General features: G+C 69.5%; 20 protein-coding genes. 5 read left to right on the top strand and 15 right to left on the bottom strand.

All coding sequences use genetic code 11. The features are described from left to right. Positions 1 to 48 precede the first annotated feature (48 nt). Genes ftsY through ABFT43_RS07370 form a run of 4 tightly spaced genes read right to left on the bottom strand, consistent with a single transcriptional unit; the run spans position 49 to position 6,041 of the window. Positions 49 to 1,605: a signal recognition particle-docking protein FtsY gene (gene ftsY / locus ABFT43_RS07385; RefSeq protein WP_347959716.1), complete on the bottom strand. Its 1,557-nt coding sequence runs from the start codon at positions 1,603 to 1,605 to the stop codon at positions 49 to 51. Beyond that, positions 1,602 to 5,213 carry a chromosome segregation protein SMC gene (gene smc, locus ABFT43_RS07380; RefSeq protein ID WP_347959715.1) on the bottom strand — a complete coding sequence of 1,204 codons (3,612 nt, stop codon included), beginning with the start codon at positions 5,211 to 5,213 and terminating at the stop codon, positions 1,602 to 1,604. Before smc ends, ftsY begins: the two co-directional genes overlap by 4 nt. Before the next feature lie 44 nt (positions 5,214 to 5,257). Continuing rightward, positions 5,258 to 5,548: an acylphosphatase gene (locus ABFT43_RS07375; protein WP_347959714.1), complete on the bottom strand. Its 291-nt coding sequence runs from the start codon at positions 5,546 to 5,548 to the stop codon at positions 5,258 to 5,260. 34 nt (positions 5,549 to 5,582) lie between these two features. Next, entirely contained in the window at positions 5,583 to 6,041 is a 459-nt protein-coding gene (locus ABFT43_RS07370) for an OsmC family protein (protein ID WP_347959713.1), read from the bottom strand. Positions 6,042 to 6,200: 159 nt separating this feature from the next. On the opposite strand from ABFT43_RS07370, the gene ABFT43_RS07365 reads away from it, so the two are divergent. Then, on the top strand, positions 6,201 to 7,052 hold the full coding sequence (locus ABFT43_RS07365) for a hypothetical protein (RefSeq protein ID WP_347959712.1): 852 nt from the start codon (positions 6,201 to 6,203) through the stop codon (positions 7,050 to 7,052). A gap of 146 nt (positions 7,053 to 7,198) precedes the next feature. Here ABFT43_RS07365 and mutM read toward each other — a convergent pair whose 3' ends face one another. From mutM to rsmD, 6 genes are all read right to left on the bottom strand, one after another. Beyond that, positions 7,199 to 8,083 (bottom strand): bifunctional DNA-formamidopyrimidine glycosylase/DNA-(apurinic or apyrimidinic site) lyase, encoded by an 885-nt coding sequence (gene mutM, locus ABFT43_RS07360; protein ID WP_347959711.1) that lies wholly within the window; start codon positions 8,081 to 8,083, stop codon positions 7,199 to 7,201. Then, on the bottom strand, positions 8,076 to 8,834 hold the full coding sequence (gene rnc, locus ABFT43_RS07355; RefSeq protein ID WP_347959710.1) for a ribonuclease III: 759 nt from the start codon (positions 8,832 to 8,834) through the stop codon (positions 8,076 to 8,078). The genes mutM and rnc overlap by 8 nt, the downstream gene beginning before the upstream one ends. Continuing rightward, positions 8,827 to 9,498, bottom strand: coding sequence for a YceD family protein (locus ABFT43_RS07350; protein WP_347959709.1), 672 nt, complete (start codon positions 9,496 to 9,498; stop codon positions 8,827 to 8,829). The genes rnc and ABFT43_RS07350 overlap by 8 nt, the downstream gene beginning before the upstream one ends. Positions 9,499 to 9,552: 54 nt before the next feature. Next, positions 9,553 to 10,383, bottom strand: a complete 831-nt coding sequence (locus tag ABFT43_RS07345) for a DivIVA domain-containing protein (RefSeq protein ID WP_347959708.1) — start codon at positions 10,381 to 10,383, stop codon at positions 9,553 to 9,555. A 207-nt stretch (positions 10,384 to 10,590) separates the two neighbouring features. After that, on the bottom strand, positions 10,591 to 11,079 hold the full coding sequence (gene coaD / locus ABFT43_RS07340) for a pantetheine-phosphate adenylyltransferase (RefSeq protein WP_347959707.1): 489 nt from the start codon (positions 11,077 to 11,079) through the stop codon (positions 10,591 to 10,593). A 43-nt stretch (positions 11,080 to 11,122) separates the two neighbouring features. Continuing rightward, positions 11,123 to 11,683, bottom strand: a complete 561-nt coding sequence (gene rsmD, locus ABFT43_RS07335) for a 16S rRNA (guanine(966)-N(2))-methyltransferase RsmD (RefSeq protein ID WP_347959706.1) — start codon at positions 11,681 to 11,683, stop codon at positions 11,123 to 11,125. Between the two features lie 128 nt (positions 11,684 to 11,811). Here rsmD and ectA point away from each other — a divergent pair, with 128 nt between their 5' ends. From ectA to ABFT43_RS07315, 4 genes are all read left to right on the top strand, one after another. Continuing rightward, positions 11,812 to 12,339 carry a diaminobutyrate acetyltransferase gene (ectA, locus tag ABFT43_RS07330; RefSeq protein WP_347959705.1) on the top strand — a complete coding sequence of 176 codons (528 nt, stop codon included), beginning with the start codon at positions 11,812 to 11,814 and terminating at the stop codon, positions 12,337 to 12,339. A gap of 264 nt (positions 12,340 to 12,603) precedes the next feature. After that, entirely contained in the window at positions 12,604 to 13,893 is a 1,290-nt protein-coding gene (gene ectB, locus ABFT43_RS07325) for a diaminobutyrate--2-oxoglutarate transaminase (RefSeq protein WP_347959704.1), read from the top strand. Continuing rightward, positions 13,890 to 14,324 carry an ectoine synthase gene (locus ABFT43_RS07320; protein WP_347959703.1) on the top strand — a complete coding sequence of 145 codons (435 nt, stop codon included), beginning with the start codon at positions 13,890 to 13,892 and terminating at the stop codon, positions 14,322 to 14,324. The genes ectB and ABFT43_RS07320 overlap by 4 nt, the downstream gene beginning before the upstream one ends. Positions 14,325 to 14,389: 65 nt before the next feature. Next, positions 14,390 to 15,304 carry a Sir2 family NAD-dependent protein deacetylase gene (locus ABFT43_RS07315; RefSeq protein ID WP_347959702.1) on the top strand — a complete coding sequence of 305 codons (915 nt, stop codon included), beginning with the start codon at positions 14,390 to 14,392 and terminating at the stop codon, positions 15,302 to 15,304. Here the strand turns inward: ABFT43_RS07315 and proB are convergent. From proB to ABFT43_RS07290, 5 genes are all read right to left on the bottom strand, one after another. Beyond that, on the bottom strand, positions 15,271 to 16,419 hold the full coding sequence (proB, locus tag ABFT43_RS07310; RefSeq protein ID WP_347959701.1) for a glutamate 5-kinase: 1,149 nt from the start codon (positions 16,417 to 16,419) through the stop codon (positions 15,271 to 15,273). The genes ABFT43_RS07315 and proB overlap by 34 nt on opposite strands. After that, positions 16,416 to 17,882 carry a GTPase ObgE gene (gene obgE / locus ABFT43_RS07305; RefSeq protein ID WP_347959700.1) on the bottom strand — a complete coding sequence of 489 codons (1,467 nt, stop codon included), beginning with the start codon at positions 17,880 to 17,882 and terminating at the stop codon, positions 16,416 to 16,418. Before obgE ends, proB begins: the two co-directional genes overlap by 4 nt. A gap of 99 nt (positions 17,883 to 17,981) precedes the next feature. Then, positions 17,982 to 18,245 carry a 50S ribosomal protein L27 gene (rpmA, locus tag ABFT43_RS07300; RefSeq protein WP_347959699.1) on the bottom strand — a complete coding sequence of 88 codons (264 nt, stop codon included), beginning with the start codon at positions 18,243 to 18,245 and terminating at the stop codon, positions 17,982 to 17,984. A gap of 38 nt (positions 18,246 to 18,283) precedes the next feature. Beyond that, positions 18,284 to 18,595, bottom strand: coding sequence for a 50S ribosomal protein L21 (rplU, locus tag ABFT43_RS07295; protein WP_347959698.1), 312 nt, complete (start codon positions 18,593 to 18,595; stop codon positions 18,284 to 18,286). A gap of 290 nt (positions 18,596 to 18,885) precedes the next feature. Then, positions 18,886 to 22,740, bottom strand: a complete 3,855-nt coding sequence (locus ABFT43_RS07290) for a translation initiation factor IF-2 N-terminal domain-containing protein (protein WP_347959697.1) — start codon at positions 22,738 to 22,740, stop codon at positions 18,886 to 18,888. Positions 22,741 to 22,945: the final 205 nt, after the last annotated feature.

The raw sequence follows: 22,945 nt of genomic DNA, 5'->3' as shown, positions 1-22,945 counted from the left end.
CGAGAGCCGGCCCGGTCGGGTTCGCCGTCGTGTTCGTCGGTTGACCGCTCAGAGGAGCGCGTCGACGAACGCCTCGGGTTCGAATGGCGCGAGATCGTCCGCACCCTCCCCCAGGCCGACGAGCTTCACCGGGACTCCGAGCTCCTTCTGGACGTGGAAGACGATGCCGCCCTTGGCCGTGCCGTCCAGCTTGGTCAGCACCACGCCGGTGATGTCGACGACCTCGGCGAACACGCGGGCCTGCGCGAGTCCGTTCTGGCCGATGGTCGCGTCGAGGACGAGCAGCACCTCGTCGACCGGGGCCTTCTTCTCCACGACGCGCTTGACCTTGCCGAGCTCGTCCATGAGGCCGGTCTTGGTGTGCAGGCGGCCCGCGGTGTCGATCATGACGACGTCCACACCGGTGGCGATGCCGCGGTCGACGGCGTCGAACGCCACCGCCGCCGGATCGGCCTGCTCCTTGCCGCGAACGATCTCGGCGCCGACCCGCTCACCCCAGGTCTGCAGCTGGTCGGCCGCCGCCGCGCGGAAGGTGTCCGCGGCGCCCAGCAGCACCCGGCGGCCGTCGGCGACGAGCACGCGCGCCAGTTTGCCGGTGGTGGTGGTCTTGCCGGTGCCGTTGACACCGACGACCAGCACGACGGCCGGACGCCCCGCGTGCGGCAGCGCCTTGATCGAACGGTCCAGACCGGGATCGAGCTCGTCGACGAGCACCTTCTTCAGCAGGGTGCGCGCCTCGTCGGCCGACCTCACCGGGTTGGCCGCGAGCTCGGTGCGCAGCCGCTCGACGACGGTCATCGTGGTCGAGGTGCCGAGGTCGGCCATCAGCAGCGTGTCCTCGATCTCCTCCCAGCTCTCCTCGTCGAGGTCGCCGGCGCCGAGCAGGCCGAGCACGCTCTTGCCGATGGCACCCTGCGATCGTGCGAGGCGTCCGCGCAGGCGGCCCAGCCGGCCCGCGGTCGGGGCGATCTCCTCGCGCGGCGGCGCGGCGGTCACGGCCGAGGCGTCGTCCGGGACGGTGACGGGCTCCTCGGTCGCGACCGTCTCCTCGGGTGCCGCGGTCGCGGGTTCCTCGACGACCTGCGGAGTGGTCTCCACCACCTCCGGCGCGGAGTCCTCCACGACCTCCGGCGCGGAGTCCTCGACGACCTCCGGCGCGGTGTCCTCGACGGCCTCCGGCTCCGTCGTCGCCGGCCCCGTCTCGACTTCCTCGGTGACCTCGGGCAGTACGACATCGGTGATCGGGCGGCGCACGGAATCACGCGGGACGGCGGCGTCGTCGCCCACACCGGGCTGACCGTCGACGTCGGTGCGCTCCGACACGGGCTGCACCGGCTTCTCGATCGGCGACTCGGCCTTTGGGGCCGGCTTGGGCGGCTCGGCCAGCGCGGTGTCCGAATCGCTCCGGCTGAACGTGAAGCCCGTGCCCGCCTTGTACCCACCGGATCTGTCGACCTGCCGGGTGGTGCCGTCGACGATCTGCGTCCGATCGGGCTTCTCGGCGAGCGAGATGCGGCGTCGACGCGACAGCACCAGTCCGAGCGCGATCAGCGCCGCCACGACGAGTACCGCGACGACGATGCCGATGATGATTCCGGTGTTCACTGGCTGGTGTCCTCCTGTTGGGCCACGGGCATGTTCACGCCGCGCATGCGCTGCGAGATGACCGTGGTGATGCCGTCACCGCGCATGCTGACGCCGTAGAGGGCGTCCGCGATCTCCATGGTGGGCTTCTGGTGGGTGATCACGATCAGCTGCGACTTCTCGCGCAGCTGCTCGAAGAGTTTGATGAGCCGACGCAGGTTGGTGTCGTCGAGCGCGGCCTCCACCTCGTCCATCACGTAGAACGGCGACGGACGCGCGCGGAAGATCGCGACGAGCATCGCGACCGCGGTCAACGACTTCTCACCACCCGACAGCAGCGAGAGCCTCTTGACCTTCTTACCCGGCGGTCGCGCCTCGACCTCGATGCCGGTGGTCAGCATGTCGTCCGGTTCGGTCAGCACGAGGCGCCCCTCGCCGCCGGGGAACAGCGTCTGGAACACCTGGGCGAACTCGCGCTCGACGTCGGCGTAGGCCTCGGTGAACACCTGCAGGATGCGGTTGTCCACCTCCTCGACGACGTCGAGCAGGTCCTTACGGGCGGCCTTGACGTCCTCGAGCTGCGACGACAGGAAGTTGTAGCGCTCCTCGAGCGCGGCGAACTCCTCGAGCGCGAGCGGGTTCACCTTGCCGAGCGTGTTGAGGTCCTTCTGCGCCTTCTTCGCGCGGGCTTCCTGCGTGGCGCGGTCGTACGGCATCGGTGCGGGCGCCACGACCTGCTCGCCGCGCGCCTTGGCCTCCTCGTACTCCTGCATCTCGAGGGCGGTCGGCGGCATCGGCACGTCCGGCCCGTACTCGGCGATCAGGTCGTCGGGAGCCATGCCGAAGGTCTCGACGATCTGCTCCTCGAGCTGCTCGATCCGCAACGCCACCTGCGCGCGGGCCACCTCGTCGCGATGGACGGTGTCACGCAGCGAGTTGAGCGTGGTGGTCAGCTCCCCCGTCCGTAGACGCAGCTCGTCGAGCGTCGCCGACCGCTCCCGGCGGATCTCCTCGAGTTCGTCGCGGCCGGCCTGCGCGGAGGCGACGGCGGCGGCGAGCCGTTCGGCCACCTGGGCACCGGCGCGTTCGACGGCGGCAGCGACCCCGGCGGCCTGTCTGCGGATCTCGTCCTGACGGCGGGCTCGTTCGCGGGCCTCGCGTTCCCGTTGGGCCGCGCTACGCAGCGAATCGGCCTTGCCGCGCACCGAGGCGAGGCGCTCCTCGGCGGTGCGCAGCGCGAGGCGGGCCTCCATCTCGGCGCCGCGAGCGATGCCCACCGCGGCCGCCGCGTCGGCCCGTTCGGCGTCGTCGGTGGCGTCCTCGGAGCCTGTGTCGGACTCGTCGCGGGCCAGCCGTAGGCGCTCCTCGAGCTCGTGCAGGGTCTGCAACGTCTCCTCGCGGCCCTTCTCGAGGAGGTTGCGCTGGCGGGTGTACTTGTCGGCCTCGGCCCGGGCGTTGCGGATCTCCTGGCCCAGGCGCGCCATCTGCTCGTAGGCGGCGCCGACGCTCGCGTCGGACTCGTGTAGTGCCGCCAGCGCCTCCTCGGCGGCCTCGCGGCGCTCCCGCTGTTCGGCGAGCGCGCCGTCGAGAGCGGCCTCGAGTTCCTCCAGACGACGCTTGGTGGCGGCCAACTCCTCGGCGGCCGCATCGATGGCCGACTGGACCTCGAGGGTCGAGGGCCGGCGCGACGAACCGCCCTCGATCGAGGCCGGGCCGATCCGGTCGCCGGCGTGGGTGACCGCACGCACGCCCAGCTCCCGGGCGAGCTCCAACCCTTGTGCGGGGTCGTCAACGATGACGGTGTCGGCCAGGACGGTGTCGATGGCGCCGCGGATCTCCGGGCCGCACTGCACCACCGACGACGCCCAGCGCGCGCCGTCCGGCAGCGGCACCTCACGGTTGCGCGCGGCCGCGCCGTCGAGTCCGCCGCAGATCAGGGCCGCCCGTCCCCCGTCGCCGGCCTTCAGCGCCTCGAGCGCACGGACAGCAGCGATCCCGTCGACGGTCACGATGCCGTCGACCGCGGGACCGAGCGCCCCGGCGATCGCGGTCTCGAACCCCGGTTCCACGGTGACCAGCTCGGACATCGGCCCGAGCAGCCCGTCGGGGGCGTTGTCGAGCAGCCACGCGCCGCCGTCGTTGCGCTCGAGCCCCATGGCCAGGGCCTCGACGCGGGCGGTCAGGGACGCGATCGACTGTTCGGCCTCGCGGTGCTGCGCCTGCAGGGTCGCGACGCGTTCGTTGGAGAGGTTCAGTGCGGCGACGCATCGTTCGTGGTGCTCGTCGAGCGCCTGCTCGGAGGCCTCCAGCTTCGCGAGCTCCCCCGCCGCCGAATCCTGTTGTGCGGTGGCCGCTTCCGCGCGCTCGGTGGCGCCGGCGATGGCCGCGGTGAGGCGCTGCTCCTCGGCGTCCACCGACTCCGCCTTGGTCCGCAGGTTGTCGACCTGCCCCTCGAGCCGCGCGAGTCCCTCGCGACGGTCGGCGATGGCCTGCACGGCGGCGAGGTGGGCGGCCTCGGCGGCCTCCGCGATCGCCTCGCGCTCACGCAGTTCCTCGCGCGCGGTCTCGAGTTGTTCGGCGGCGATCTCGACGGCCTCGGTCAGCTCGGCCTCGAGTTCGGCGGCCTCGAGGGCCTGCGCCTCGAGTTCCTCGGGATCGGGTCCGGTGGACTCGGTGGTCGCCTCGCTCAGGTAGCGGCTGCGCTCTGCGGCGACGCGGCGGGTGGCGTCGACCCGCTCCGCGAGGGCCGACAGCCGGAACCAGGCGCGCCCCGCGGCCTCGGCCGCCGGGACGATCTCGGCGAGCTGCTGCTCGTGTTCGGCGAGCTCGGCATTGGCGCGGTCCAGCTCGGCGGCCACCTCGTCCTGCTTGCGACGCACCTCCTCCTCGACCGCGGCGTGCTCGGCCATCTCGGCACGACGCGTCACCAGGTCGTCGGCGGCCAGCCGCAGCCGGGCGTCGCGCAGCTCGGCCTGCACGAACTGGGCGCGGCGGGCCACCTCGGCCTGCCTGCCGAGCGGCTTGAGCTGGCGGCGCAGCTCCGCAGTGAGGTCGGTGAGACGCGCGAGGTTGGCCTGCATCGCGTCGAGCTTGCGCAGGGCCTTCTCCTTGCGCTTGCGATGTTTGAGGACGCCCGCCGCCTCCTCGATGAAGGCGCGCCGGTCCTCGGGCCGGGACTCGAGGATCGCCGACAGCCGGCCCTGACCGACGATGACGTGCATCTCGCGGCCGATGCCGGAGTCGCTCAGCAGCTCCTGGACGTCCATCAGGCGGCACGAGTTGCCATTGATCTCGTACTCGCCCGCGCCGTCGCGGAACATGCGGCGGGTGATGGAGACCTCGGAGTACTCGATGGGCAGCGCGCCGTCGGAGTTGTCGATCGTGAGTGTCACCTCGGCGCGACCGAGCGGCGGGCGACCCGAGGTGCCCGCGAAGATGACGTCCTGCATCTTCCCGCCGCGCAGCGCCTTGGCGCCCTGCTCGCCCATGACCCAGGTCAGGGCGTCGACGACGTTGGACTTACCGGAGCCGTTGGGGCCGACGACGCACGTGATACCCGGCTCGAAGCGCAGGGTCGTCGCCGAGGCGAACGACTTGAAGCCCTTCAGGGTCAGGCTCTTGAGGTGCACGACGGTACAGAGTACTCACCATCGCGATGCGATTCGGGCGACACTCACCGCTCGACGAAACCGGTCAGTCCGCCGCGGGGCGGGTCGATGCTCTCGACGACCAGATCGACCCGTCCGGGCGTCTCTCCGGACCTCAGCGCGTCCAGCAGGGCGAGCACCTTCTCACGGGGGCCCTCGGCCACGACGTGCACGCGACCATCGGCCAGATTCGATGCCGAACCGACCAGGCCGAGCTCCAGCGCGCGAGACCGTGTCCACCACCGGAACCCGACGCCCTGAACGTGTCCGTGGACGAAGGCCGACAGACGGACCCGATCGCTCTGCTCGGTGCTCATGACTGAATTCTCGCTCGTGTCTGTTGCCGCGCGGCTACTCGGTGGTGATCTTCAGGTCGACCTCGGCGCCGGCCTTGATGGTGCGCCCGACGGTGCAGACCGCGTCGATCGCGCGCCGCACGACGACGAGCAGCCGCTCGGCGGCCTCGGGGTCGAGTTCGGACAGGTCGAGCTCGAGGACCTCCTCGAGCCGCGGGTACACCTCGTTCTCGCGGTCCGCGTCGCCGCTGACGCGGATGGTGGCGTCGTAGTCGTCGCCGAGGCGGCGCGCCAGCGGCCGGTCCGACGCCATACCGGTGCACGCCGCCAGCGCGATCTTCAGCAACTCGCCCGGGGTGAAGACACCCTCGACGTCCTGCGAGCCGATGAGCACCTCGGCGCCGCGGGAGCTGCGGCCGGTGTAGCGACGGGTGCCGGTCCGCTCGACCCACAGCTCGGTGTGCGCCGGTTCCGCCGACGGGGTCGCGGCGGGCGTGTTCGGTTGGATGGTCATGGTCGGATGAGTCCTCTCAGACGGCTGGGGCGGCGCGGACACCGGGGACAATAGTAAGCGCCGCGGCGCGGCAGACATTCCCGGTGGAGGGTGCCGGCAACAGGGCACCTGTGGACCATTTCCGCCCGAACAGGCATTCGCCCGCTAGCGTCGTGCGGCATGGCCCGCAGTATGGCGCACATGTTGGATCCGTTGAGCCGCCGGTGGTGGCGCACGGTCGGCCGGCGCGTCGACCCGTCCACGCCGGAATCGGCGTTCCTCACCGCCCCGTACAACGAACGGCACGAAGTCGGCGATGCATGGCTGCACGCCTACGAAAGACGCGGAGCGGTCGCTCCCCCGTCACCGGCGGCCGGCCTCTTCGATGACATGTCGGTGCTCGACGGCCCGGATTTCCGCTCCGCCGACCTGCATCCGAGGGTGCGGGACTTCTACGAGCGGACCGGGTCGTGGCGCATGGAGGTGTGGTCGCAGTGGAACCCGCTGTTCGCTCCCGGTGGGATTGCGGTCGCGGCGCTGTTCGGGCGCCGCGTCGAACAACTCGCCCTGCCGACCGAACCGCTGTCGGTGAGCCGCGGGATGTCGAGTGAGGTCCGGGTCGTCACCGACGCTGCCGGTCGCCGGGAGGGCGCGGCCTGGCTACGAAGGCTCCGCCTCGACGGCTCCACCGTGTACAGCGGGTTCTATCGATCTGCACTCCTGCCCGGGCAGCGCCAGCCGCACGTCGCGGTCGCGTTCCCGCTCGAACTCGGGAACGTCCACGTGTTCCTCACACCCCGCGCGGAGGCCGACGGCGCGTTGACGTTGACTTCGCGCTCGCGGCGCTTCGGCGAGGACGGCGCCTACGTCTCAGTGCTTTTCGGCGATCAGTGGTACTCCGCGCAACCGCCGCTACGGGAATCGTTCCGAGTCTTCGTCGACGACGAAGGCGTACTGCGCACCGACCACGAGCTGCGGGTCGGACCGTTCCGTGCGTTGCGCCTGCACTACCGCCTGGAGCGGCAGAGCTGACTCTCATCGGCAAGAGTGCCGAACCCGATCGGCCGACCATGGTTCCGATCACACGCCGCCGAGTTCGCCTGCGTCCGCGACACGGGCCCGTACCCGATCGACGAGGACTCGTCGGCGCGCCGGACTCACATGGATATCGCAGGCCGTCAGCGAGAGACAACGCCTCCCTTCCGCGATCGCCGCTGGCACTTCGGGCAGAAATACGAGCTGCGGTTCATGAACGACTCGCGACGCATGAACGTGCCACAGCGCTTGCACGGAAGCCCTTCGCGCCCATAGGCGTTCAGTGAGCGCTCGAAATAGCCGGACTGTCCGTTGACATTGACGTACAGCGAGTCGAAGGACGTCCCACCGACCTCGACCGCCTCGCTCATGACCGCGGTCGCGGCGTCGATCAACTCGCGCAGCTTCTTGCGGCTGATCGTTTCCGCGATCCGGGTCCCGCGCAGCCGCGCGCGCCACAGCGCCTCGTCGGCGTAGATGTTGCCGACCCCGGAGATGACGGTCTGATCGAGCAGGACGCGCTTGATCTCGGAGTGCTTGGCGCGCATGCGGGTGACGACGTCCGCGGGGTCGAAGACGGGGTCGAATGGGTCAGGCGCGATGTGCGCCACCGACACCGGGACCTCGACGCCGTGGTCGTCGGTCACATAGTCGTCGAGATGCCAGCCTCCGAACGTGCGCTGGTCGACGAAACGCAGCTCGTTGTCGTCGTCGAGGACGGCGCGGATGCGCAGATGCGTGTGGTCGGGCGCGCCCTCACGGGAGATGAGCATCTGACCGCTCATCCCGAGATGGACCACGAGCGCGGCGCGATCGGTGGCGTCGGCCACGTCGATCCACATGTACTTGCCGCGGCGGCGCACACCGGTGACCCGCTTGCCGCGCAGCCGGCCGATGAGGTCCGGCTCGCCACCGAGGTGGCGACGCACGGCCCGCGGGTGCAGGACCTCGACCGAGCCGACCGCACGCCCGGCCAGATGCTTCTCGAGACCCATGCGGACGGTCTCGACCTCGGGGAGTTCAGGCATCCACGGCGTTGTCTGTGGAGGCCTCGTTCCCCGCCGCGGCGCGATCGGTCAGCGCCTTCCATGCATGGGCGGCGGCCTGCTGTTCGGCTTCCTTCTTGGTGCGGCCGACGCCTTCGCCGAGGTTCTCCCCCGCGACCATGGCGATCGCGGTGAACTCCTTGTTGTGGTCGGGGCCGGTCGAGGAGATCTGGTACTGCGGCGGGCCGTAGCCGCGCTCGGAGCTGAGCTCCTGCAGCGAGGTCTTCCAGTCCAGCCCGGCACCGAGCTGACCGGCCTTGTCGATGCGCTCGTCGAACAGACGCAGGATGACCCGCTGCGAGGTCCTCAGGCCGTGGCTCAGGAACACCGCGCCGAAGATCGACTCGAGGCCGTCGGCGAGGATCGAGTCCTTGTCCCGGCCGCCGGTCATCTCCTCGCCGCGACCGAGGTACAGGTAGGTGCCGAGCCCGCCCTCGTCGCCGAGGCCGCGGGCGACGTCGGCGAGGGCGTGCATGTTGACGACGCTCGCCCGGATCTTCGCGAGCTCACCCTCCGGGCGATCCGGGTAGCGCAGGTACAGGCGCTCGGTGATGACCACGCCGAGCACGGAGTCCCCGAGGAACTCGAGGCGCTCGTTGGTCGGCAGGCCGCCGTGCTCGTACGCGTAGGAGCGGTGCGTCAGCGCCAGCGTCAGCAGTTCTTCCGGGATGTCGGTGTCGAGGGCTTCCAGCAGCGCGGCGAAACGGCCGTCCTCGCGAGGTGTCTCAGTCACGACGCTCCTGGTCGCCGTCGGCCGCCTGTTCACCCTTCTCGTCGTCGGAGAGCGAGGCGAACTTGTCCGCGAGCCCCGCCCAGCGAGGATCGATCACCTCGTGGCCGTGGCCCGGTTCGGCGACCGCCAGCCGGATGCCGCACACCGGACACAGTCCGGGACAGTCCGGTTCACACAGCGGCGACATCGGCAGCTCGAGGGCGACCGCGTCGATGATCGCCTGTTCGAGGTCGATGCGCTCGTCGACGATCCGGTGGACGTCGTCCTCCTCGGTCGTCTGCTCGGTGACGCTGTCGGGGTAGGCGAACAGCTCCGTGAGGAACACCGTCACCGTGCCGTCGATGCGCTCGAGGCAGCGGGAACACTGACCGACGGTCTCACCGCACGCGGTGCCGGTCACCAGGATTCCCTCGCTCACCGACTCGAGCCGGAGGTCCAGATCGACGTCGGAGCCCTCGGGGATGCCGATCATCGCAACCCCCAGACGATCGGGGGTCTCGACGGTGCGGTGCACCTCGGTCATCGTCCCGGGGCGACGGTTCATCGACCGGACATCGAGTACGAAGGGGTCGCGCCGCGGCGCGGATTCGCTACCGCGCGCGGTTTCTGATGTCACAGCATGATCAGACACAAGCTGCACGATACGCCCGGATTCGCGAATCATCGACCGCCCCCGGCGGCGTGTGCGAGCCCGATGCGTGACCGGCTGTCGAGCAGGTCACACCGCGAGCGGGGATCCCTGGTCACGGTCGTATGAGCCGCGGTGGGTGTCGCGCGAATATCCGGCCTCGCGGGACTCGTCGGCGCTGCGCGGATACTCGACGTAGTCGTGCATGCCGGCACCGGTCCGCAGCTGGTGGCGTCCACGGTTCACCGAACGCAGGGTGCCGGTGAGGATCTCCTCGAACTGCGCGAGCTTCTCGTCGACGTAGACGTCGCAGTCGCCGCGCAGGCGGTCGGCCTCGGCGTGTGCCGCGTCGATGATCCGTTCGGCCTCCGACTTGGCAGCGGCGACGACCTCGGTCTCGGAGACCAGGCGCTGCTGCTCGGCGATGCCGTCGGCGACCGACTTGTCGTAGGTGTTGTTGGCCGCGTCGATGGTGCGCTGCGCCTCGGCGCGGGCCCGACCGGTCACGGCCTCGAATTCGCGCGCGGCGCTTGCCTGCAGGCGACGGGCCTCCTCGGTGGCCTCCTCGAGGAGCGACTTCGAGTGCGCGCTCGCCTCGTCGACCATGCGGTCGGCCTGGGCCTTCGCCTCGGAGAGGATTCGGTCGGCCTCGGCGCGGGCGTGCGCGAGGACGGCCTCGGACTCCGAATCCGCCTTGGCGATGGTGGTCTCGGCATGCTCACGCGCGTCGCCGAGCAGGGTCTCCCGTTGGTCGAGGACGTCCTGGGCGTCGTCGAGTTCACCCGGGATCGAATCCTTGATGTCGTCGAGCAGTTCCAGCACGTCCCCCCGCGGAACGACGCAGCCGGCGGTCATCGGAACGCTCCGCGCCTCCTCGACAATGGCGACGAGCTCGTCGAGAGCCTCAAATACCCGGTACACAGCCACCCCAATCCGGCGCTTGCCTGTTTGCAACAGTTGGTGAATCTGTGGCCATTGTGCCGAATGTTGCGCCTGTGACTCGTGAAGCGCGTGTGGCGTGTCGCGGTTTCCGCAGGCGTCTCACCCACGGGGCGATGACACAACTCCGCGAAGAGGTCCGGTGACACAGGCCCGGCGAGAAAGGTCCGTCGGCACCGGTCCGACGGCTCAGGCCGAACGCTCCCCCGTCACCTTCGCGACGAGTGCCTTGTGGATGTGCGGCGAGAGGAACGGGGTGACGTCCCCGCCGAGCTTGGCGACCTCCTTGACCAGCGAGCTGGACACGTGGGCGAAGCGCGGGTCGGTGAGCAGGAAGACGGTCTCCACGCCGGCGAGGTCGCGGTTCATCTGCGCCATGGGGACCTCGTAGTCGAAGTCCACCGCCGAGCGCAGGCCCTTGACGATGGTGTGGATGGACTCCTGCTCGAGGTAGTCGACGAGCAACCCCTCCCAGCGGTCCACGCGGACGCCGGGGAGATCGGCGCAGTCCTCCTCGATCAGGGCGATGCGCTCGTCGACGCTGAACATGCCGCGCTTGTTGGGGTTGACCACCACGGTGATCACGACCTCGTCGAAGCACGCCGCCGCACGCTCGACCACATAACGGTGGCCGAGGGTGAAGGGATCGAAAGAACCGGGACACACTGCCGTCGTCATGGCCCGAACTTACCGCCAGACCCACCACCGGGTGACGAGCGGCTCAGGCGCCGGTGTACTCCCCGACCTCGACACGGGTGTCGCCGTAGCTCTTGTCGACGAGGACCGCGAAGCCCTCCGGCCAGATGTCGCCGGCCGATCGGGCGGACCGCTCCACCACGACGAGCGCGTCGGCGGCCAGATGCGCGGCCGCGAGCCGTTTCAGATCATCGGCCAGGACGTCGGCCCCGAGCACATAGGGAGGATCGGAGAAGACCAGGTCGAACCTCCGCGTCCCGGGGGCGGCGAGGAACGCCGAGACCGGTCGCACCACCACCGAGGCGATCCCGCCGATGCCGCACTCCTTCACATTGGCGGACATGATGGACGCCGCCTTGCGCGAGGAGTCGACGAGCGTGACGTCGGCGGCGCCGCGGGAGACGGCCTCGATCCCCAGCGCGCCCGAACCGGCATAGAGATCGAGGACCGACGTACCCTCGATGTCGAACCTCGCGTCCAGCATGTTGAATATGGACTCGCGAACACGATCGGATGTGGGGCGGGTTCCCTCGCCGGGAACGCGCAGCCGTCTCCCCCGTAACCGGCCCGCGATGATCCTCGTCATGACCATATCCTAACTTTTGTGACCCACTTCACATTGCATGCCTGAACAGGGGGAAGGTAGGGGTTCGGTGGGGCAATTCCGGGACGCGGGTGACTTCGATGTAACCCTTCGTTAGCGTCGAAAGCGTTATGAGCCCTTCACAATCAAGAACGGCCCCGACAACCCTACTCACCGTCGACTATCGGATGCCGACAGTCGCCGACGGTACCCGTCTCTGGGAAATCGCTTCGGACTCAAAGGTTCTCGACGTAAACTCGTCGTATTCCTATGTGCTCTGGTGCCATGACTTCGCGCAGACGTCGATCGTCGCCGAAGTCGACGGCAATCCAATCGGTTTCGCGACCGGTTATCGTCGGCCGAACGACCCCTCGACGCTGATGGTCTGGCAGATCGCCGTCGACGACTCGATGCGCGGACACGGTATCGCCGCGTCTATGCTGCATCACCTCTTCGATCGCGTGAACCGCCAGGGTGTCGTGGCCATGCACACCACGATCAGCCCCGACAACACCGCCTCACGACGGCTGTTCGAGTCGGTCGCAAAGGCACGCGGCCTCCGCTTCGAGCGCCGGGATCTGTTTGGCGCCAACGTTTTCCCGGACTCACACGAGCCCGAGGACCTCTACATGCTGGAACCGGAGATCCCCGAGCCCTGACGGGCTCCGCGCGTGATCCCGGCGCACCCCGGTTGACGGTCGTAACACCGCTCACCATCGAAATACTCAGTGCCCCAACGTTGTTGGCACACATAGATTCAGTTGTTGGCACAACATAGATTCAGTTGTTGGCACGACAACAGATTCAAGAGCCGAAATCCGGCATACATTTCCCGAGTTCTGGGTACTCATGGTCGTCGCACCACACCGGAACTCCTGCGCTCACCCATGCGAGCGCGGTCACACAGAAGAAGGAAGCAGGTCATGCAACTTCTCGACACCACTCCCGTACTCGACAAGACCTTCGACGACTCGGTGTTCACCACCCACGAATCCGAGGTGCGCAGCTACTGCCGCAACTGGCCGGCCGTCTTCACCACCGCGTCCGGTTCGTACATCACCGACCAGAACGGCCGGGAGTACCTCGACTTCTTCGCCGGCGCCGGTTCGCTGAACTACGGGCACAACAACCCGGAGTTGAAGCAGGCCCTGATCGACTACATCGCGAGCGACGGCATCACGCACGGCCTCGACATGGCGACGGTCGCCAAGGGCAACTTCATCGACAAGTTCACCCGCCACATCCTCGAGCCGCGCGGCCTGGACTACAAGATCCAGTTCCCCGGCCCGACCGGCACCAACGCCGTGGAGTCCGCGCTCAAGCTGGCCCGCAAGGTGACCGGCCGTGAGTCGATCATCAGCTTCACCAACGCATTTCACGGCATGACGCTCGGTTCGCTGTCGGTGACCGGCAACTCGATGAAGCGCGCCGGCGCAGGTGTCCCCCTGGTCCACGCCACCCCGATGCCGTTCGACAACTACTTCGGCGGCGTCGTCGAGGACTTCGCGTGGTTCGAGCGCGTGCTCGACGACTCCGGCAGCGGTCTCAACCGTCCCGCCGCGGTCATCGTCGAGACCGTGCAGGGCGAGGGCGGCGTGAACGTCGCCCGCGCCGAGTGGCTCCGCGCGCTGTCGGAGCTGTGCGAGCGCCGCGACATCCTGCTGATCGTCGACGACGTCCAGATGGGCTGCGGCCGCACCGGCGAGTTCTTCTCGTTCGAGGAAGCCGGCATCAAGCCCGATATCGTCACCCTGTCGAAGTCGATCAGCGGCTACGGCCTGCCGTTCGCGCTGACCCTGTTCAAGCCCGAGCTCGACGTGTGGGCCCCGGGCGAGCACAACGGCACCTTCCGCGGCAACAACCCCGCGTTCGTGACCGCGGCCAAGGCGATCGAGACCTACTGGACCGACGACACCCTGAGCCGAGAGATCCACGAGAAGGGCGAGCGCATCCACGAGGTCTTCACCGAGCTGTGCAACGCCCATGAGGGCATCTCGACCCGCGGTCGCGGGATGGTGCGCGGCCTGGCCTTCGACGACCACACCGCCGCCGGCAAGGTCTGCGCGCAGGCCTTCGGCAACGGACTCCTCGCCGAGACCTCGGGGCCGTCCGACGAGGTCGTCAAGCTGCTGCCGCCGCTCACGATCTCCCGCGAGGACCTCGATCGCGGCCTGTCCATCCTTTCCGACGCAGTCAAGGAGGTCATCGGATGATCGTCCGAACCACCGAAGAGATCACCGGTACCGAGCGCGACGTCGCCGACCCCAAGGGCAACTGGCGCTCCAAGCGCATCGTCCTCGGCGGTGACGGCGTGGGATTCTCGTTCCACGAGACCACCATCGACGCCGGCACCGTCAACGAGTTCCACTACGCCAACCACATCGAGGCCGTCTGGCTCGTCGAGGGCACCGGCACCCTGCTCGACCGCGAGACCGGCGAGACCTACCCGCTGGCCCCCGGCACGATGTACCTGCTCGACGGCCACGAGCGCCATACGGTCACCGCCGACACCACCATGCGCATGCTGTGCGTGTTCAACCCGCCGGTGGTCGGCACCGAGGTGCACGACGAGAACGGCGTGTACCCGCTCGTCACCGTGCCGCAGCCGACCGGCAAGCACTCCGAGGACGCGACGGTCTCCTGACCCCGCTCCCGGCGTGCTCGCACGCGAGCTCTCCCCTTCTGCGCACCCTGCCTATCCTGGGCAGGGTGCGCACTCGTCTTCAGCTCGGCGACATCCCGGTCGAGCCCACCCCGCTCGACAGGGACGTCGACGATCGGATCGCGCGGGCCGCGGACCTGCTCGGCGGCGGCCGCGTCGCCGTCCTGACCGGTGCCGGCATCTCCACCGAGTCGGGCATCCCCGACTACCGCAGCCCGGGGTCGCCGCCGCGCACCCCGATGACCCTGGAGATGTTCCTGTCGTCGGCGGAGTTCCGCCGCCACTACTGGGCGCGCAACCACCTCGGCTGGCGCCACATGGACGCCGCACGCCCCAACCAGGCCCATCTGGCGCTGACCGACATGCAGCGCGCGGGCCTGGTGTCGACGGTGATCACCCAGAACGTGGACATGCTGCACACCAAGGCCGGAACGCGGAAGGTGCTCGAACTCCACGGCTGCTATGGCCGGGTCCGCTGCCTCGGCTGCGACTGGCGCATCTCCCGGCACCGGCTCGCCGAGCGGCTCGAGGAACTCAACCCCGGCTTCGCCGAGCGCGTCGCCGGTCGTGGGGCGATCGAGGTGGAGCCGGACGCCGACGCCTCGCTCACCGACACCTCCGAGTTCGTGATGATCGACTGCCCGCACTGCGGGGGAATCCTCAAGCCGGACATCGTGTACTTCGGCGAAACCGTCGCCAAACCCATTGTGGACCAAGCATTCTCAGCGGTCGACGAAGCCGATGTGCTGCTGGTGGTCGGGTCCTCGCTGACGGTCATGTCGGGCCTGCGGTTCGCACGCCGCGCCCACCGCGAGGGCAAGCCGATCGTCATCGTGAACCGCGGGCCGACCCGCGCCGACGAACTCGCGACGCTCAAGATCGACCACCGGGCCGGCGTGGTGCTGCCCGAACTCGCCGAGTTCGCGGCTCAGCCGGAGATGACGACCAGATCGTCGGCGTGAACCACCGGCCGCTGCAGGTCCGGCGGCAGTTCGTCGGTATGGCGGCCGAGCATCGACGTCACGTCGTCGAAGTCGTACGACGCCACACCGCGGGCCACGACGCGTCCGTGCTGGTCGACGAGTTCGACGACGTCACCTTCGAAGAAGCGCCCTTCGACGCCCACCACGCCGGCGGCGAGAAGTGAACGGCGCCTGCGGGACACGGCCGCCACCGCACCGTCGTCGAGGATGATCTGTCCACTGGCGTCGGCGGCGTGGCGCACCCAGAAGCGGCGCGACGACAGCCGCTCGGGACGGGCGGCGAACACTGTTCCCACCGACGCGTCGGCCAGCGCCTGCGCCGCAGACGACGCCGCGGCGAGCAACACCGGCACGCCGGCGTCCGCCGACAGACGTGCGGCGGCCAGCTTCGACGCCATGCCGCCGGTACCGAGTGCGCCGCCCGATCCGGCGATGACGCCGTCGAGGTCCTCGGGTCCGTTCACCTCGGGGATGAACCGGGCCCGACGCCCGTCGACGCCGACCTTGCGCGGGTCGCCGTCGTACAGGCCGTCGACGTCGGAGAGCAGGATCAGCGCGTCCGCGCCGCACAGATGCGCGACGAGCGCGGCCAGCCGGTCGTTGTCCCCGAATCGGATCTCGTTGGTGGCCACGGTGTCGTTCTCGTTGACCACGGCGACCGCGCCGAGGGAGCGCAACCGGTCGAGGGTCCGCTGGGCATTGGCGTGATGACGGCGGTTGTTGATGTCGTCGGCGGTCAGGAGGACCTGGCCGACGGTGCGTCCGTAGCGTGCGAACGAGGTGCCCCACGCGTGCGCCAGGGCGAGCTGACCGACGCTGGCCGCGGCCTGCTTGGTCGCGAGGTCCTTGGGTCGTTTCTTCAGCCCGAGCGGGGCGAGCCCGGCGCCGACCGCGCCGGAGGACACCACGACCACGTCGGAACCCGCACGCATCCGCGCCTCGAGGGCATCGGCGAGCGCGTCGAGCCGGTCGCGGTCGAGCCCCTCGTCCAGATCGGTCAGCGCCGACGAGCCGATCTTCACCACGACGCTGCGGGCGTGCGCGATCTGCTCCCGGACGCTGCTGGGAACCTCGATGCTCGATTCCGCGGTCACGACAGGTCCTGCTCTCCGTCCTCGATCGGCAGACCGCGACGCAGGCGGCGGGCCTGCTTGCGTTCTGCTGCGCCGACTCGTTCGTTCCGCTCGAGGCGGATGTCGGTGCCACGTCCGGTCAGCGGCACCTCGTCACCCACCGGCGTGGTCGGCTCCCAGTCGAAGGTGACGTCGCCGATGGTGACCGGCGCACCCGGCTGGGCTCCCAGCCGGACCAGCTCGTCCTCGACGCCGAGGCGGTTGAGGCGGTCGGCGAGGTAGCCCACGGCCTCGTCGTTGTCGAACTGGGTCTGCCGGATCCACCGTTCGGGCCGCGCGCCGCGGACGATGAAGCCGCCCTCGATCTCGGGGTCCGGCACGATCGTGAAGCCCGCGTCGTCGACCGCCTTGGGCCGGATGATCTGGCGGCGGGGTTCGGGGGCGGGCTGCGATTCCCGGTATTCCCGGACCATCTTCGCCAGCGCGAAGGTCAGTTCCCGCAGACCCTCGTGGGCGACCGCCGAGATGCGGAACATCGGCCAACCGCGTTCGGCCAGTTCGGGTTCCACGAGATCGGCGAGTTCCGCGGCGTCGGGGACGTCGATCTTGTTGAGGATCACCACGCGCGGGCGCGACGCGAGATCGCCGAGGCCGTGGTCGGCGTCGAGCGCCGGCTTGTACGCGGCGAGTTCGGCCTCCAGCGCGTCGATGTCGGAGACGGGATCGCGTCCGGGTTCCAGGGTCGCGCAGTCGACGACGTGCGCTAGCACTGCGCACCGCTCGAGGTGCCGCAGGAACTCCAGCCCCAGACCTCGGCCGCTGGAGGCACCGGGGATCAGGCCGGGGACGTCGGCGATGGTGAACACGTCGCCGGCGGTCTGCACGACGCCGAGGTTCGGGACCAGCGTGGTGAACGGGTAGTCGGCGATCTTCGGCTTGGCCGCCGACAGCACCGAGACCAGCGAGGACTTGCCCGCGGACGGGAAGCCGACCAGGCCGACGTCGGCGACGGACTTCAACTCGAGGACCAGCGACCGCTGCTCCCCCTCCTCACCGAGGAGCGCGAAGCCGGGTGCCTTGCGCGCCTTGGAGGCGAGTGCCGCGTTACCGAGGCCGCCGCGGCCACCCTGGGCGGCCTCGAAGGTGGTTCCCTCGCCGACGAGGTCGGCGAGGACGTTCCCCTTGTCGTCGAGGACGACGGTGCCGTCGGGCACCTTGAGGATCAAGTCCTCGCCCTTGGCGCCGTCGCGGTTGTCGCCGGCGCCGGGCTTGCCGTTGCTCGCCTTGGCGTGGGGACGGAAGTGGAAGTCGAGCAGGGTGTGCACCTGCGGGTCCACGACGAGCCTCACCGAGCCGCCGTTGCCGCCGTTGCCGCCGTCCGGCCCGCCGAGGGGCTTGAACTTCTCCCGGTGTACCGAGGCGCAGCCGTGGCCACCGTTGCCCGCCGCGACGTGAATGGTCACGCGGTCGACGAACCGTGACATCGAATTTCCTTACTTCCGTTCAAAAAAGACAGGGCGGGCCGGGTACGCAATGACCCTGCCCGCCCTGTGTGAAGGCTTTGTCGTGCCGGTGTGCTCGGGTCAGACCTGAGCGGTTTCCGGGACGATGTTGACCGTCTTGCGGCCACGCTTGGTGCCGAACTCCACCGAGCCCGCGGCGAGAGCGAACAGGGTGTCGTCGCCGCCGCGACCGACGTTCACGCCGGGGTGGAACTTGGTGCCGCGCTGACGGACCAGGATCTCGCCGGCGCTCACCTGCTGGCCGCCGAAACGCTTGACGCCGAGTCGCTTGGCGTTGGAATCGCGACCGTTGCGCGAGCTGGATGCGCCCTTCTTATGTGCCATCTGTCAGTCCTCCTGAGGTCTTCGCGAAGCTGATCGAACTACTTGATGCCGGTGACCTTCAGGACCGTCAGCTTCTGACGGTGGCCCTGGCGCTTGTGGTAGCCGGTCTTGTTCTTGAACTTGTGGATGCGGATTTTCGGGCCCTTGACGTGCTCGACGACCTCGCCGGTGACCGAGATCTTGGCCAACTCGGCGGCGTCGGTGGTCAGGTTCGAGCCGTCGACGACCAACGCGACCGGCAGGTTCACCGTGGTGCCGGGCTCTCCGTCGATCTTCTCGACCTTCACAATGTCGCCCTCAGCGACCTTGTACTGCTTACCGCCGGTCTTGACGATCGCGTACGTTGCCATCGAAGTTATTCCTCTTACTCGTCTGGTCGGGCCCTTCGCCAGCGCCGGGCGCTTTCGAAGGCGTTCGTGTAGTGCATGCCGGCGCGGGCCGCAATCCACCCAGTCGGTTGACCGGGAGTGGCTGCAGATCACACCAGAGGGCCTGCCGACGGGATTCGCACCGAGGCAGTATGCCGAATCCGTACTCGACACACACCAGCGCAGACCCTCCGCGGGAGGCGACTTTCCAAGGTTACGGGAACGGCGGTGGCCGGGTCAAACTCGCCCCGCCGTCCCTCACCCAGGACTTATCAGGCGTCCGCCGGAGGCGGCCCCGCAGGCCGCCCGGCCGTTCGCCGCCGAGGACGACGCCGGACCGCCACAGCCGGTTCGGCCGAGTCCGTCGAGATCGGCCCGAAGGTCGTCGTCGGCTCCGGGGCCGGCGCGGAGTCGGACGCGGTCATCACCACGTTCTCCGGAGCGGTGGTGGTCTGCACGGGACGGCGCACCGCGCGGCGCCGACGGCGGGTGGTCGCGGGAACCTTCTCGCCCGCCCCGGACGTCTCTGCGGCGGACTCGGGTGCACCCTGCGACGACGGCTCCTGCTCGTCCACCGGCGAACCGTCGGCGGCGGGCTCATCGGGCGCATCCGTGTCGGCAGCCGTATCGGCTCCCCCGGCCTCGGCGGCCGGCGCCCGGGCATCGTCGGCCTCGTCGGCCGACTTCTCGCGATCGGTCTCTCGGCCCTCGGCATCGCCGGACCCGGCTCCATCGGCCTCGGCAGCGCCCGACGTGGACTTCGGCCCCGCCTCGCGTTCCCCGGCCCGGGTCTCCCCCGCCGTGGCGTCTGCCGCGTTGCTCTCCGCTGCCCGGATCTCTGCCTTGGTGTCTGCTGCCGAGCCCTCCTCGACCTGGGTCTCGTCGGCCCGGGCGTGGTCGGCCTGCACCTCCTCGAGGTGCTCGCCGTCGTGATCCTCGTCGTGGTGGTGTGCGGCCATGGCGCGGAACAGCGGATGCTCGGCGGCCGGCTTGTGCGGCGGCAGCGTCGCGGGCTTCGCCTCCGGTGCCGCCGGCTCGGTCTTCTTCTTGCCGCGGCGCGACCGCTTGGACCCGCCCTCGGCGCGGGCCGAGTCGTCGGGCCGGACCTCGACCGGGTTCTGGTGCACGATCAGGCCTCGACCACCGCACGCGGTGCACGTGGTGGAGAACGCCTCGAGCAGACCGGTGCCCAGACGCTTGCGGGTCATCTGGACCAGGCCGAGCGAGGTCACCTCCGACACCTGGTGACGTGTCCGGTCACGGGCCAGCGCCTCGGTGAGGCGACGCAGCACGAGGTCGCGGTTGGACTCGAGCACCATGTCGATGAAGTCGACGATGATCATGCCGCCGATGTCGCGCAGACGCATCTGCCGCACGATCTCCTCGGCCGCCTCCAGGTTGTTGCGGGTGACCGTCTCCTCGAGGTTGCCGCCCGAACCGGTGAACTTGCCGGTGTTGACGTCGATGACGGTCATCGCCTCGGTGTGCTCGATGATCAGCGTGCCGCCCGACGGCAGCCACACCTTGCGGTCGAGAGCCTTGGCGAGCTGCTCGTCGATGCGGTGCACGGCGAACGAGTCCGGAGCGTCGGCGTGGGGCTTGGTGAACTTCTCCACCCGCTCCATGAGGTCGGGGGCCACCGAGCTGATGTAGCCCTCGACCAGGTTCCACGCCTTGTCGCCCTCGACGACGAGCTTCTTGAAGTCCTCGTTGAATAGGTCGCGCACGACGCGCACCAGCAGGTCGGGCTCCTCGTAGAGGGCCTTGGGTGCGGTCGACCCGCTCTTCTTGGCCTCCTCGACTGCCGCCTCGATCGACTTCCACTGCGCCTCGAGACGCGCGATGTCGGCGCCGAGCTCCTCGGCGCTGACGCCCTCCGACGCGGTGCGGATGATCACCCCGGCGTCCTCGGGGACCAGCTTCGCCAGGATCTGCTTGAGCCGCTTGCGCTCGACGTCGGGCAGCTTGCGGCTGATACCGGTCGACGAACCGCCGGGCACGTACACCAGGTAGCGGCCGGCCAGCGAGATCTGGGTGGTCAGGCGGGCACCCTTGTGCCCGACCGGGTCCTTGCTCACCTGGACCAGCACGTTGTCGCCGGGCTTGAGCGCCTGCTCGATCTTGCGGGAGCCACCGTCGAGTCCGGCGGCGTCCCAGTTCACCTCACCGGCGTACAGCACACCGTTGCGGCCGCGGCCGATGTCGACGAACGCGGCCTCCATGCCGGGCAGCACGTTCTGGACGCGGCCGAGGTAGATGTTGCCGACCATCGACGCCGAGTTGGCGGTGGTGACGAAGTGTTCGACGAGGACACCGTCCTCGAGGACCGCGACCTGCGTGTAGTCCTCCACCGGCTGGTGGTCGTGGGCGTCGACGATGCGGTTGTTGGCACTGCGCTCGCGCACCACCATGACGCGGTCGACGGCCTCGCGGCGCGCGAGGAACTCCGACTCGGTCAGGATCGGCGGGCGACGACGGCCGGCGTCCCGTCCGTCGCGGCGACGCTGGCGCTTGGCCTCCAGTCGGGTCGACCCGGAAATGCCCTGGACCTCGTCGCGGGCCCGCTTGCTGCGGGGTTCACGCTCGTGGATGACGGTGTTCGGCGGATCGTCCGGCGACAGCTCGTCGGGTTCGGAGACGCCCTTGCGACGGCGACGACGCCGACGACGGCGCGTGGACGACACCTCGTTCGGGTCACCGTCCGAGCCGTCGGAATCCGAGCCGGACTCATCCGACGAGTCCGAGGCGTCGCCGTCGGCGGTCTCGTCCCCTGCCGACCGGCCCTTGTCCGGATCATTCTTGTCCGGATCATTCCTGTCCGGATCATTCCTGTCCGACTTGCTCTTGTCCGACCTGCTCTTGTCGCTCCGGTCCGACGTGTCCCCGCCCGACTTCTCGCCTGCATTCTCTGCGGGGGTCTCGGCGGACTCGCCCTCGGCGTCCGCGACCGCGGCACCCGAACGGCGGGTACGACGACGTCGACGCCCCGTCGGCGGGGCCTCGGTGTCGGCGCTCTCCGAGCCCTCGGCGCCGGACTCGTGCGACGACTCGTCGGCGGTCCCGACCGAGTCGCCGTCCTCGTCCGAATCCGACGTGCCGTCGGCATCGGTGTTGTTCTCGGCGTCGCCGTTGTTCTCGGCGTCGCTGCCCTGGTCCCCGCGACCGCGACCGCGGCCTCGACGTCCACGGCGACGGCGACGGCTGCGATTCGAGCCCGAACCCGGCTCGTCGGCATCCGAGTCGGCGGCATCCGCGTTGGCGGCATCCGCGTAGATGGCATCCGCGTTGATGGCATCCGAGTTGGCGGAATCCGGGTCGGCGCCGGTCTCCGCGTCCGCGGTCTCCGGCTTGACGCGCCGGATCTCGTCCTCGCGCCCGGTCTTGTCGTCGCGCCCGGTCTTGTCGTCGCGCCCGGTCTTGTCGTCGCGCTGGGACCTGGCGTCGCGCTGGGGCTTGGCGCCTCGCTGGGGTCTGTCCTCGGACTCGCCACGATCCGGTTCGGTGCGGGCGTCCGTGTCGCCCGCCTGCGGCGGCTGCGGCGGCAGGAACAGCGGCGCGACCTCCGCCGGTGCGGGCACTGCCGGGATCGGCTCGTGATACTGGGTCGACGCCGCGGAGAACAGGCTCAGGGTCTCCTCGCCGGGCGCGGGGGTCTCCGGTTCGTCCGCAGACGCCTCCGCCGACTCGGCCTCCGCAGTCTCGGGCTTGCCGGCCTCGGGCTTGCCGGCCTCGGGCTGGTTGACTTCCTCGGCAGTGGCTTCCACTGCCGCGGGCTCTTCCGCGGGGCCCTCCTGCCCGGCGGGCTCCGCTTCGGGCTCCGCTGCAGGGCTCTCCTGCGCGGTCCCTGCTTCCGCAGGTGCCTCGGCAGGAGCGGCCTCGGGAGCCGGGCCCGCCTCCTCGGCGGGGATGTTCGCCCGGACCCGCTCGGCGACGGCCTGCGCCAACTCGCGGTCGACGCTCGATTGTGGGCTACGCGTCTGCACCCCGAGATTGGCCAGGTGGGCCAACACCTGCCGGCTCGTCAGGCCCAGGAAGCGGGCCAATGCGTGCACACGAAGTTTGCTGGGAAATTCCTCCACCGGTTCCGACGCTGCGTTCGCGTCAGCCGGTGACCCGTTGTCGGTCACTCAGTCTCCTCGAACCCCCGGGCGCGTCGGGCTGACGCGGCCACGCGAGGGTCTGCTCTGTGTCCCGGCCGCCACGGCCGGTGTTGTGTGGTCTACGCGTAGTCGTGCTGGACCTTCATCTCCGGTCAGCAGAGAACGCTCTTGCTGTGTCGATGACCGCATCCCGGGCGCCTTCCACGCCACCGGGCACAGGGCAATACCTGAG

Source organism: Gordonia aurantiaca (assembly GCF_039939235.1).
Lineage (GTDB): Bacteria > Actinomycetota > Actinomycetes > Mycobacteriales > Mycobacteriaceae > Gordonia.
The sequence above is the reverse complement of the archived record's forward strand: the minus strand, read 5'-3'. Positions and strand labels throughout refer to the sequence as shown.

Coding starts and splice junctions, on each gene's coding strand:
- ABFT43_RS07375 (WP_347959714.1), bottom strand. CDS start 5,548: ATGAGCACCGAGCAGAGCGATCGGGTCCGTCTGTCGGCCTTCGTCCAC.
- ABFT43_RS07370 (WP_347959713.1), bottom strand. CDS start 6,041: ATGACCATCCAACCGAACACGCCCGCCGCGACCCCGTCGGCGGAACCG.
- ABFT43_RS07365 (WP_347959712.1), top strand. CDS start 6,201: ATGGCCCGCAGTATGGCGCACATGTTGGATCCGTTGAGCCGCCGGTGG.
- mutM (WP_347959711.1), bottom strand. CDS start 8,083: ATGCCTGAACTCCCCGAGGTCGAGACCGTCCGCATGGGTCTCGAGAAG.
- ABFT43_RS07350 (WP_347959709.1), bottom strand. CDS start 9,498: ATGATTCGCGAATCCGGGCGTATCGTGCAGCTTGTGTCTGATCATGCT.
- coaD (WP_347959707.1), bottom strand. CDS start 11,079: ATGACGACGGCAGTGTGTCCCGGTTCTTTCGATCCCTTCACCCTCGGC.
- rsmD (WP_347959706.1), bottom strand. CDS start 11,683: ATGACGAGGATCATCGCGGGCCGGTTACGGGGGAGACGGCTGCGCGTT.
- ectA (WP_347959705.1), top strand. CDS start 11,812: ATGAGCCCTTCACAATCAAGAACGGCCCCGACAACCCTACTCACCGTC.
- ectB (WP_347959704.1), top strand. CDS start 12,604: ATGCAACTTCTCGACACCACTCCCGTACTCGACAAGACCTTCGACGAC.
- ABFT43_RS07320 (WP_347959703.1), top strand. CDS start 13,890: ATGATCGTCCGAACCACCGAAGAGATCACCGGTACCGAGCGCGACGTC.
- obgE (WP_347959700.1), bottom strand. CDS start 17,882: ATGTCACGGTTCGTCGACCGCGTGACCATTCACGTCGCGGCGGGCAAC.
- rpmA (WP_347959699.1), bottom strand. CDS start 18,245: ATGGCACATAAGAAGGGCGCATCCAGCTCGCGCAACGGTCGCGATTCC.
- rplU (WP_347959698.1), bottom strand. CDS start 18,595: ATGGCAACGTACGCGATCGTCAAGACCGGCGGTAAGCAGTACAAGGTC.